At 69.0% G+C, this 9,063-nt stretch carries 9 protein-coding genes; 4 read left to right on the top strand and 5 right to left on the bottom strand.

Translation table 11 applies throughout. From position 1 onward, the window contains the following. Positions 1–219 precede the first annotated feature (219 nt). Both G3I60_RS35180 and groL read left to right on the top strand, forming a co-directional pair. A complete protein-coding gene (locus tag G3I60_RS35180; RefSeq protein WP_009339379.1) occupies positions 220–423 on the top strand; it encodes a cold-shock protein in 204 nt (67 codons plus the stop codon). Between the two features lie 351 nt (positions 424–774). Continuing rightward, positions 775–2,403 carry a chaperonin GroEL gene (gene groL / locus G3I60_RS35185; protein ID WP_138355905.1) on the top strand — a complete coding sequence of 543 codons (1,629 nt, stop codon included), beginning with the start codon at positions 775–777 and terminating at the stop codon, positions 2,401–2,403. Positions 2,404–2,683: 280 nt separating this feature from the next. Here groL and G3I60_RS35190 read toward each other — a convergent pair whose 3' ends face one another. Next, a complete protein-coding gene (locus tag G3I60_RS35190) occupies positions 2,684–4,426 on the bottom strand; it encodes a hypothetical protein (protein WP_164295784.1) in 1,743 nt (580 codons plus the stop codon). Continuing rightward, the gene (locus G3I60_RS35195) at positions 4,423–5,397 is read right to left on the bottom strand and encodes a hypothetical protein (RefSeq protein WP_164295785.1); all 975 of its coding nucleotides are present in this window, start codon (positions 5,395–5,397) and stop codon (positions 4,423–4,425) included. Before G3I60_RS35195 ends, G3I60_RS35190 begins: the two co-directional genes overlap by 4 nt. A 119-nt stretch (positions 5,398–5,516) precedes the next feature. On the opposite strand from G3I60_RS35195, the gene G3I60_RS35200 reads away from it, so the two are divergent. Continuing rightward, on the top strand, positions 5,517–5,849 hold the full coding sequence (locus G3I60_RS35200; RefSeq protein WP_269269791.1) for a transcriptional regulator: 333 nt from the start codon (positions 5,517–5,519) through the stop codon (positions 5,847–5,849). 179 nt (positions 5,850–6,028) lie between these two features. On the opposite strand, the gene G3I60_RS35205 is transcribed toward G3I60_RS35200, so the two are convergent. The 3 genes from G3I60_RS35205 to G3I60_RS35215 all read right to left on the bottom strand — a co-directional run bounded on the left by G3I60_RS35205 (position 6,029) and on the right by G3I60_RS35215 (position 8,189). Continuing rightward, positions 6,029–6,553 carry a hypothetical protein gene (locus G3I60_RS35205; protein ID WP_164608149.1) on the bottom strand — a complete coding sequence of 175 codons (525 nt, stop codon included), beginning with the start codon at positions 6,551–6,553 and terminating at the stop codon, positions 6,029–6,031. A 532-nt stretch (positions 6,554–7,085) separates the two neighbouring features. Beyond that, positions 7,086–7,316, bottom strand: coding sequence for a DUF397 domain-containing protein (locus G3I60_RS35210; RefSeq protein WP_164295789.1), 231 nt, complete (start codon positions 7,314–7,316; stop codon positions 7,086–7,088). Beyond that, a complete protein-coding gene (locus G3I60_RS35215) occupies positions 7,317–8,189 on the bottom strand; it encodes a helix-turn-helix transcriptional regulator (RefSeq protein WP_164295791.1) in 873 nt (290 codons plus the stop codon). It lies immediately after the preceding gene. 274 nt (positions 8,190–8,463) lie between these two features. On the opposite strand from G3I60_RS35215, the gene G3I60_RS35220 reads away from it, so the two are divergent. Beyond that, positions 8,464–8,943, top strand: a complete 480-nt coding sequence (locus G3I60_RS35220; RefSeq protein WP_164295793.1) for an ATP-binding protein — start codon at positions 8,464–8,466, stop codon at positions 8,941–8,943. The last annotated feature ends 120 nt before the right edge of the window (positions 8,944–9,063 follow it).

Raw genomic sequence — 9,063 nt, forward strand, 5'->3', positions numbered from 1 at the left:
TCCGAGTTGCCCCGGATCCTTATTGTTCCTCCCCGTATTTCCGATCAGTCGTGCCTGGAATTCTCGTCGGATTGACCTGTTGCAGAGGGCATCCGTACGGATACATTCGGCCGCGGTCGACGCGTTCCGGCGCACGCCCCCGACCTTGGCGGGGGTGAGGTCTGACCCGGGTCCGCGAAGTGCGGATTCGCGATAGGGCCAGCAATAGGGGAGTTAGGGATGGCTCAGGGCACCGTCAAGTGGTTCAACGCGGAGAAGGGCTACGGCTTCATCGCGGTCGACGGTGGTGCGGATGTTTTCGTCCACTACAGCGCGATCCAGATGGACGGCTACCGCACCCTCGAGGAAGGCCAGCGGGTCGAGTTCGAGATCTCGCAAGGTCAGAAGGGGCCGCAGGCGGACATGGTCCGCCTGGCCGGCTGAAGCTCCGGAGCGTCGCCGACGGCGCTACGCACTCACGCCGAAGGGTCCGTGTCCCGACAGGGGCGCGGGCCCTTCGTGCGTCCCGGTCCCGGCGGTCGTGGAGGCACCCCTGGCCGAAGCTCGGGGAGCCGCGCGGCGCCCCTCCGGGACCCCGAGTTGTCCACAGTCGCTTGCACTCGACTAGGGCGAGTGCTAATCATTGGCGTTAGCACTCTGACAGTGAGAGTGACAGAAGGACCGGGTCGGCGAGGCCCGATCGAGCGCCGGGAAGAGCCCGGTGATCGGCAGGCCGTCCGTCGCGGGCGCCACGCGGTCCACTGAAATCCACCCCTGTCCGGGAGGACCACTTCTATGGCCAAGATCATCGCGTTCAACGAGGAAGCTCGGCGCGGCCTCGAGCGCGGGATGAACCAGCTCGCCGACGCCGTCAAGGTCACCCTCGGCCCGAAGGGCCGCAACGTCGTCCTCGAGAAGAAGTGGGGCGCCCCCACGATCACCAACGATGGTGTTTCCATCGCCAAGGAGATCGAGCTCGAGGACCCGTACGAGAAGATCGGCGCCGAGCTGGTCAAGGAAGTCGCGAAGAAGACCGACGACGTCGCCGGTGACGGCACGACGACCGCGACCGTTCTCGCCCAGGCCCTCGTCAAGGAAGGCCTCCGCAACGTAGCCGCGGGCGCCAACCCGATGGCCCTCAAGCGCGGCATCGAGAAGGCCGTCGAGGCCGTCTCCGCCCAGCTGCTCGAGCAGGCCAAGGACGTGGAGACCAAGGAGCAGATCGCTTCTACGGCCTCCATCTCCGCCGCCGACACCCAGATCGGCGAGCTCATCGCCGAGGCAATGGACAAGGTCGGCAAGGAAGGCGTCATCACTGTCGAGGAGTCGCAGACCTTCGGGCTCGAGCTTGAGCTCACCGAGGGCATGCGCTTCGACAAGGGCTTCATCTCCGCCTACTTCGCGACCGATCTGGAGCGTATGGAGTCGTCCCTCGACGACCCGTACATCCTGATCGTCAACTCGAAGATCGGGTCCGTGAAGGACCTGCTCCCGCTCCTCGAGAAGGTCATGCAGTCCGGCAAGCCGCTGCTGATCATCGCCGAGGACGTCGAGGGCGAGGCGCTCTCCACCCTCGTCGTCAACAAGATCCGTGGCACCTTCAAGTCCGTCGCCGTCAAGGCTCCGGGCTTCGGTGACCGCCGCAAGGCCATGCTCGGCGACATCGCCATCCTCACCGGTGGCACCGTCATCTCCGAGGAGGTCGGCCTCAAGCTGGAGAACGCCGGTCTCGACCTGCTCGGCCGTGCCCGCAAGGTCGTCATCACCAAGGACGAGACCACGATCGTGGACGGATCCGGCGAGGCCGACCAGGTTGCCGGTCGCGTCAACCAGATCCGTGCCGAGATCGAGAACTCGGACTCGGACTACGACCGTGAGAAGCTCCAGGAGCGCCTGGCGAAGCTCGCGGGCGGCGTGGCCGTCATCAAGGCCGGCGCCGCGACGGAGGTTGAGCTCAAGGAGCGCAAGCACCGTATCGAGGACGCCGTTCGCAACGCGAAGGCCGCCGTCGAAGAGGGCATCGTCGCCGGTGGTGGCGTCGCTCTCATCCAGGCCGCCGTCGCGTTCGAGAAGCTCGAGCTCGAAGGTGACGAGGCGACCGGCGCCGCGATCGTGAAGCTGGCCCTCGAGGCCCCGCTGAAGCAGATCGCCGTCAACGGTGGCCTCGAAGGTGGCGTCGTTGTGGAGAAGGTCCGCAACCTGCCCATCGGTCACGGCCTGAACGCCGCGACCGGCGAGTACGTCGACATGATCGCCGAAGGCATCATCGACCCCGCCAAGGTCACGCGCTCCGCGCTGCAGAACGCGGCCTCCATCGCCGCGCTCTTCCTCACCACGGAAGCCGTCATCGCCGACAAGCCCGAGAAGGCCGGAGCCGGCGCCGGCGCCGGTGGCGGCATGCCCGGTGGCGACATGGACTTCTGACCTTCTGGTCAGAACTCCGGGGTAGTTCACGCAATACCCGCAGGTGAAGTCACAGAACCCCCGGTCTGGAGCAATCCAGGCCGGGGGTTCTGGCGTGTGTACAGACGGCTGCAGAGCTCGACGATGGCATGGCCCTGCGCAATGATTTCTACCTATTTGCCACAGTGTTTTGAGGTGCCCGAAGAGGGTCTTCAGCAATCGGGGTGGGAGTTTCGCCTCGGTGCGGGCAGGCCGGAGCGGCGCGCGGCGCTGAGGTGAGGGTGGCGAGGGGCGAGGCCTGTCAGCCCGGGGGTGCGTCCCCGATGAGACCCGCCAGGGTGGTGGGGCGCCGTTTGGCACGGGTGCGTTTGGCCTTGCCCCCGGTCGCGGGTTGGGGTTCGCCGGTGAGGGTGGCCCAGGGGTCGGGCAGGGTGCGCTTGGCGTACCAGGCGCGCAGGAGGATGACGTTGAGGCCGGCAAGCGCGAAGGCCAGCAGGACGCTGTTCTTGACGGTGCCCATCACGCGGGTGAAGCCGCGGTCGATGTGGAGCCGGTGGGTCTTGATCTCGGCGTTGCTGGACTCCACCGCCGAGCGGCGCCCGTAGTCCGCCGCCCACAGTGTGGTGCCGCACAGGTTGCGTTGCCGGGTCCACGCCATCGCCTCCGGCGGGAGGGTGAGGGTCTGCCCGCAGGCACAGTCCGCGCCCGGGGTGCAGCGTGTCTGGGGCCGGGTCTGCGGCAGGCGCATCGAGCGGGGGAAGTTGGGGCAGCGGACCTTGCCCGCGACTGCCGGGCCTTTGAACCGCTGGTAGCCGTCGCCGTCGGGTCGGCTGTGCCGGGTGAAGGCGTACTGCGCCCGCTGGTCGTACTGGGCGCGCAGTGCGGCCTTGGCGGCGGAGGGCATGCCGATGGGAAAGCCCGGCAGGTCGTGCAGCGGTGGGGGCAGGGCGTCACTGAACAGGCCGCCGTCAATGAACTTCGTCCCGGGAGGGCCGGGGTGGGTGCCGCGCTGGCGGGGATGCAGGTCGATGACGGCTTCCAGGCCCCGGGCGCGGACTTGGTAGGCCCAGCGGGCGGGGGTGCAGAAGGAGTAGCCGCGGTCGGCGAGGACTTCCGTCAGCTGGGGCCGGCGGTGGCCGGTGCCGGCTGGGAACTGGTCGAGGACAGTGAGGCCGGCCGTGCCTTTGTGGGCGCCGGCCGGGGCCAGGTGCATGCCGGTGATGACGAAGGGCACCTCGGGGCCGCCCACCGCGCGGGCGTTGACGGCTAGGTGGAGGTCGTGGCCGCAGAAGACGCCGCCGGGGCTGAGGTTGGTGCCCGAGCGGTAGCCGTCGCGGGCGTCGTGGTCGTGGGTGTGCTGGTCCCGTCCGTCGCGGCCGGCGCGTGGCCAGCCCGGTTCGTTCACGGCGCGCACTTTCCTGGTCGGGGCGGCGGGGGTGCCGTCTGGGACCGGGAGGTGGTCAGGGTCGACGTCGGGGTGACCGCTCCAGGACCGGCGCCGGGCCCAGGTCTCGTAGTCGGTGGAGTCCACTGCCACCGCCCCGGTCAGCGGCATGGTCTCGGGCAGCGAGGCGTCCAGCAGCCGTGCGATGAACACCGTGGTGGTGATCGCCTCGTACGGGCATGCCTTAGGACAGGGGGACAGCTCCCCGGTGGTGCGGTTGACCCACGGGTGATTGTGCGCGGTGGCGAGGGTTCCCGCCTGAAGGGCGTCGATGAGGCGGGTGAAGGCGTGCCAGACCATGCGGTAGGTGGCCTCCCCGGACAGCCCCAGTGCCTTCTGCGCGTGGCCTGGGAGTTCGGTGAGGGTGTCGAGGACCTTCGTCAGATGCATGTCCTCCAGTCGCAGCGCGTGCACGGCCAGGCCCACCAGCAGGGCGCGGGCGGTGAACTCGCGCGGGGCGCCCACCTCGCAGTGCAGGGCGTCGCGGACGGCGGGCAGCAGCCCGCACCGGTCCACCAGCAGCGTCGCGCGGCGGTAGGCCTGCTCGATCGTCAGCCGCCGGTGCAGGCCGGTGCGGTGCCAGGGCAGCGGCCCGCTCACTGAGTGCGCCCCCGCCCCGGTGGATCGGACAGCGCGTGGGCGATGACCTGCTGGGCGTCGGCGGCGGACAGTTGCGGCAGGTGGGGGACGAGTTCGATGAGGTTGCCGGTGCTGGCCAGTCCCGCGGCGGCCAGGAATGCGGGCAGCGGAACGCGTGCGGCAAGGAGCGTGACCATCCACGTGGTGCGCAGGCGCGCCGCACTGAGCGGCGGAAGCCACCCCGGCACTTCGACGTAGGCGACCAGACGGCTCAGGCGGCTCTGGTCGGTGCGTCCGGACCGCCCGACGAGCGGCTCGTCGGGAAACCGGGCCGCCAGCGACCGCATCAGGCAGGCGTAGGCGTCCAGCACCGGCACAGGGCGGGCCTTGGCGCCGGGCAGGTGGACCGTGGTGCCCTCGCCGTCCTGGTGGACACACCGGCCGGTGATGACCAGATGCTCGCCCGGCGTCAGACCGGCGCCCAAGCCTCCGGCCAGCAGACCGTACGCAATGCGGGTGCGGTTGTGGGTGGACTGCTTCGCGGCGATCTCCAGGAACCCGGCGACCTCGTCGCAGGTATAGGGCAGGGCGAGGTGGCTGCGCGGCAGGGCTTTGGGAACTGGCGGCCACAGCGCGCGCTGGGTGACGGCCCGGCCCACCGCCGACAGCCGGGAGCGGTGAGTTCCCCGCGAGACGGGCGAGAGGGTGGGCATGCCGACCTGGGCGTAGCGCTCGACGAGGTCGGGGGTGAACAGGGCCTCGGTCTCCAGCGGCAGGTACTGCGACGCCGCCCAGGCGCAGAACCGCGCAACCGCGCTGAGGTGCCGCACGGCCATCCACGGGTCACCGGGGCCGAAGGCCGTGACCGTAGAGCGCACCAAGGTTGCGACTTCGCCCCAGGCGGTGGGGTGCAGGCTGGTGGGCTGGTAGAGGGCGATGGCGGTGGGCACATCGCTCACCGGCACGCCGCCCATGACGAGCGGACGCGGCATGGGCGTCTCCCCGAAACGACTGGTCTTGTAAGACCAGTCTTCCAGATTCGAACGCCGTTCGGATGAAAATCCCCTGATGGACAGGGATTTCCTCGCCTGGTCGCGGTTACCGTGGGAGCGTGCCGCGCAGCAACCGAGACGACGCCCCCGCCAGCTACCTGGCCGCCGGGTCCTGGCCCGACGGGCCGCTGCGCGCGGACGCGCCCGTCAGCGCCCGCTACGCGCAGGTCTTCGCCCGCCGGCTGCGGGACGTCATCGCCGAGCGGGCGCTCAATCCGTTCGCGGTGGAGCGGATCACCGGCGTCAACCGCCGTACCGTCGAGCGCGCGCTGCGGGGCCTGGTGCTGCCCGACTTCGGGGCGGTCGCCCGCCTGGAGACGGAATTGGACGTGGATCTGTGGCCGCGCCGGGAATCCGCCCGGGTGACAGGAATAGGAACGCAAGCGCGATGACCGCCCAACACCCCGGGAATGGGGCACACCTTCGGGTGATCGGCCACGGCGCGTGAATACAATGCTGCGAGAGTGTTGCTAAGCTCGCCCCGCGACTTGAACCCGGATTTGAGACCTTGGTGACGTCGTATATGGGGCACCTCCGGGCCGTAATCCCGGAGGTGCCTGCTTTTTGGGCGCTACCCCCCGACCACCGTTTCCTCCGCGCCGGCGACTACGGGCGCGAGACGGTAGTAGACGTTCCTCTGGCCGGCCTTCTTGCTCTTGAGGAGCACCCCGCCGCGCACCATCTCGCTCAGTACCCCGCGCAGATTGCGGTAGGAGCCGGCATCGATCGCAGCGGCCAGGTCCTGGGAGGAGAACCACTTGAGCGGGGTCGGCGTCACCACCGCCAGGATCCGGTCCCGGCGCGGCGGCCGCCTCGTGGCGGGTGGCGGCTGGTCGGCCGGTTCGGCCCGCTGCGGCGGGACGAACCCCGCGTCGTCGAAGCCAGAGAACATCTCCTCGGCCTGGTCGGCCAGATCCTCAGCCCCGCCACTTTCGCCCTCGGTGTCCGCAGTCGATTCCGCGGCGGGGCCGTCGGCGGGATGCGGGCCGGCGGGGGGTGGCTCGGTGGGGTCGGGGCCGGACGTCGCCTGGTCGGGGATCGTGACCGTGTGCCACAACTCGTCGCTGCCGACGATGCCTTCCAGTGTGGTAATCATCTGGCCGTATGCGTGAACACTTTCCTCGGCCTGAATCCTCTTTTCCCGTAAAAGGAGAAGGAGTTCGCCGGGAGAATGCAGTGCCAGGGCGTCGGCCCAGGAAGTCATGGAGCGCACAATGCGTGACCCTAGTGGCCCCGAAGTGCACAATGCCAATCCCTGACGTGCAGAGTCACCTGCGCGAGTGAAAAGATGCCATCGCACCTCCCGAGGCAATGCGGCCGACGCGGTTCGAACGTCGTTGGTCAGTGAGGTTTCCTGGTCGGGGACCAGGGACACGATGAGGTGGCACGCACCGTAACTTCTCGGCGCCCAGCGCACGTGCAGCCGGTGCACCGATGGAGTGCACAAGGGGCGCCCGGTGCGGTGCGTGGGATTCACGGCGTCCTCCGTGCAGCTCTTGGCACTGTGGCGGTGGTGTCGGTGCTCTCTGGCACGATGACCGCGACGGTTCGGCCTCACTAACCCTGAGGCCGAACCGTCGCCTGTCACCCGCCGGTTGCCGCGATTGCGGCCGGTGGCGGCGGGTGGGTTACCCGAGGTGGTCGAAGGCGCCGGCCTTGGCGCCCGCGATCAGGGCGGCGATCTCGCCCCTGGTGTACAGGTGCGGGGTCTGCTCGGGCCGCTTGGAGTCGCGCAGGGCGATCAGGTCGCCGATGACGCCGAGTTCCACGCAGTTGTCGTTGCCCCCGCTGAACGGGCTCTTCTCCCAGGTCACAGCGGAGTAGTCCAGTTCGTCGGGGTGGGGCTTGGCGGTGCTCACTCACAACTCCTTGATCATGGTGCTCAGACGGGCACGGGTCTCCGGCGGACCCAGCGCACGGGCCCGCAGGTGATCGAACACCTCGGTGTACCGCTCCACGTCCGCGGAGCTGTCGAAGTACACCGAGTTGGTCAGATTCTCTACCCACACCACGTCCGGATTGGGCTCGGGAAAGCCCATGAGCATGAACGACCCGTACAGCCCCGGATGGAACCCCGCCGCGAACTCCAGCAGCTGCACGGTGATGTTGGGGCGCTTCGCGAGGGTGAGCAGGTGCTCGAGCTGGCCCTTGAGCACCGCCGGGGAGCCGGCGATGCGTCGTAGGGCTGCCTCGTCGATCACCGCCCACAGCTTCGGGGCGCCTTCGCCCTCGAGGATCGCCTGGCGTCCCAGCCGTACGGTGACCAGGGCCTCGATCTGCTTGGCGTCGAGGTCGACGCGCATCGCGGTGATGACCTCGCGGGCGTAGTCGCCGGTCTGCAGCAGGCCGGGCACCAGCTGGGGTTCGTAGTTGCGGAAGGTGTTGGCGCTGGATTCCAGCGCGAGGTAGCCGCCGTACTGGGTGGTGTTGATGACGGCCGAGTACTTGCGCCACCACGGCTTGCTCTGCGCCTGGTCGGCGCGCACCAGGTCCAAGATGTCCTCGCGCGTCTCGGCGTCGCTGACGCCGTAGGCGTCCAGGAGTGCTTTGACCAGGACCGGGGTGGTGCCCCGCTCGCCGGTCTCGATGCGGCTCAGCGAGCCCTGGTTGACCTCGACCGTCTTGGCCACCTCGGTCAGCGTCAGAGCCGCCTGGTCTCTCAACTCCCGTAGCCGGGACGAGAGCTGACGGCGGTACACGGACTGCGGTGCCGGATTCCTCTTCCACGCCATGGCGTCAGTGTGACCCGCCGAACGAGCCGGGACAACCGATCTGAGGAAATTTCGCTGGGCATATTGCCCAATCGAGTTTGGTGGGGGCATGCTGGCTCACGGTAGCGGCGCGTAACGGCCCACTGGCTGATCGTGTTCCTGTGCTGCTGCCGTGCACCGGCCCCCGCGAACCTCACCGCGGCCGCCGATGTGCCTGCCGACCCGCTGCACGACCCCCGGGACCGGATCATCTCGATTGACCTGGGGGCGTGCTTTCGACTGGGGAGCACACCACATGCACCACAGCGCCGCCCATCCCGGGCCGCACGCATCACCGCCTTCGCCCGCCGCGTGCGGGTACTACCTCCTGCCGCGTCCCGGCGGCTTCGTTCTCCACATGGCGACCAGCCCCGAGCATCTGCGGCGCATGCGCGCCCAGGTCTTTCAGTCCGTCACCGCCACCTGTCACGACGAACAGGTGGCTTCGGATGCCCAGTTGGTGGCCTCGGAACTCGTCGGCAATGCCGCGGCCCTGTGCGGGCCGTGGGCGCCGGTGGTCGTCACCGTCCGCCGAAGCGAGCACAACGTGCACGTGCGGGTCCACGACCCATTGGATGACCGCGCCCCAGCCCGGACGGGCGCCTTACCGGACAACGCGCAGGCCGAGTCCGGGCGGGGCCTGTGGATCGTGGACGCCCTCGCTCCGGGCTGGACCGTCCAGCGGACCCCGCTGGGCAAGCAGATCAGCTGCACCCTTCCCTGCCCCGCTGCCTAATGGGCCGTATCGGGTCGTAGAGACTTGATGTTGTAGCCGCCAGCAGGTGAGCACTTCCGATGCCGGAGCCGTTCGAGTTCTGTGGTCAGACCGTGCCCCTGCTGGTCGGCCGGGAGGCCA

Source organism: Streptomyces sp. SID13666 (assembly GCF_010548325.1).
Classification (GTDB): Bacteria; Actinomycetota; Actinomycetes; order Streptomycetales; family Streptomycetaceae; genus Actinacidiphila; species Actinacidiphila fildesensis.

Bases quoted from the DNA above. Each gene is read 5' to 3' on its own strand.
- G3I60_RS35195 (WP_164295785.1), bottom strand. From the start codon at position 5,397: ATGCCGCGTCCGCTCGTCATGGGCGGCGTGCCGGTGAGCGATGTGCCC.
- G3I60_RS35220 (WP_164295793.1), top strand. From the start codon at position 8,464: ATGCACCACAGCGCCGCCCATCCCGGGCCGCACGCATCACCGCCTTCG.
- G3I60_RS35215 (WP_164295791.1), bottom strand. From the start codon at position 8,189: ATGGCGTGGAAGAGGAATCCGGCACCGCAGTCCGTGTACCGCCGTCAG.
- G3I60_RS35180 (WP_009339379.1), top strand. From the start codon at position 220: ATGGCTCAGGGCACCGTCAAGTGGTTCAACGCGGAGAAGGGCTACGGC.
- groL (WP_138355905.1), top strand. From the start codon at position 775: ATGGCCAAGATCATCGCGTTCAACGAGGAAGCTCGGCGCGGCCTCGAG.
- G3I60_RS35205 (WP_164608149.1), bottom strand. From the start codon at position 6,553: ATGATTACCACACTGGAAGGCATCGTCGGCAGCGACGAGTTGTGGCAC.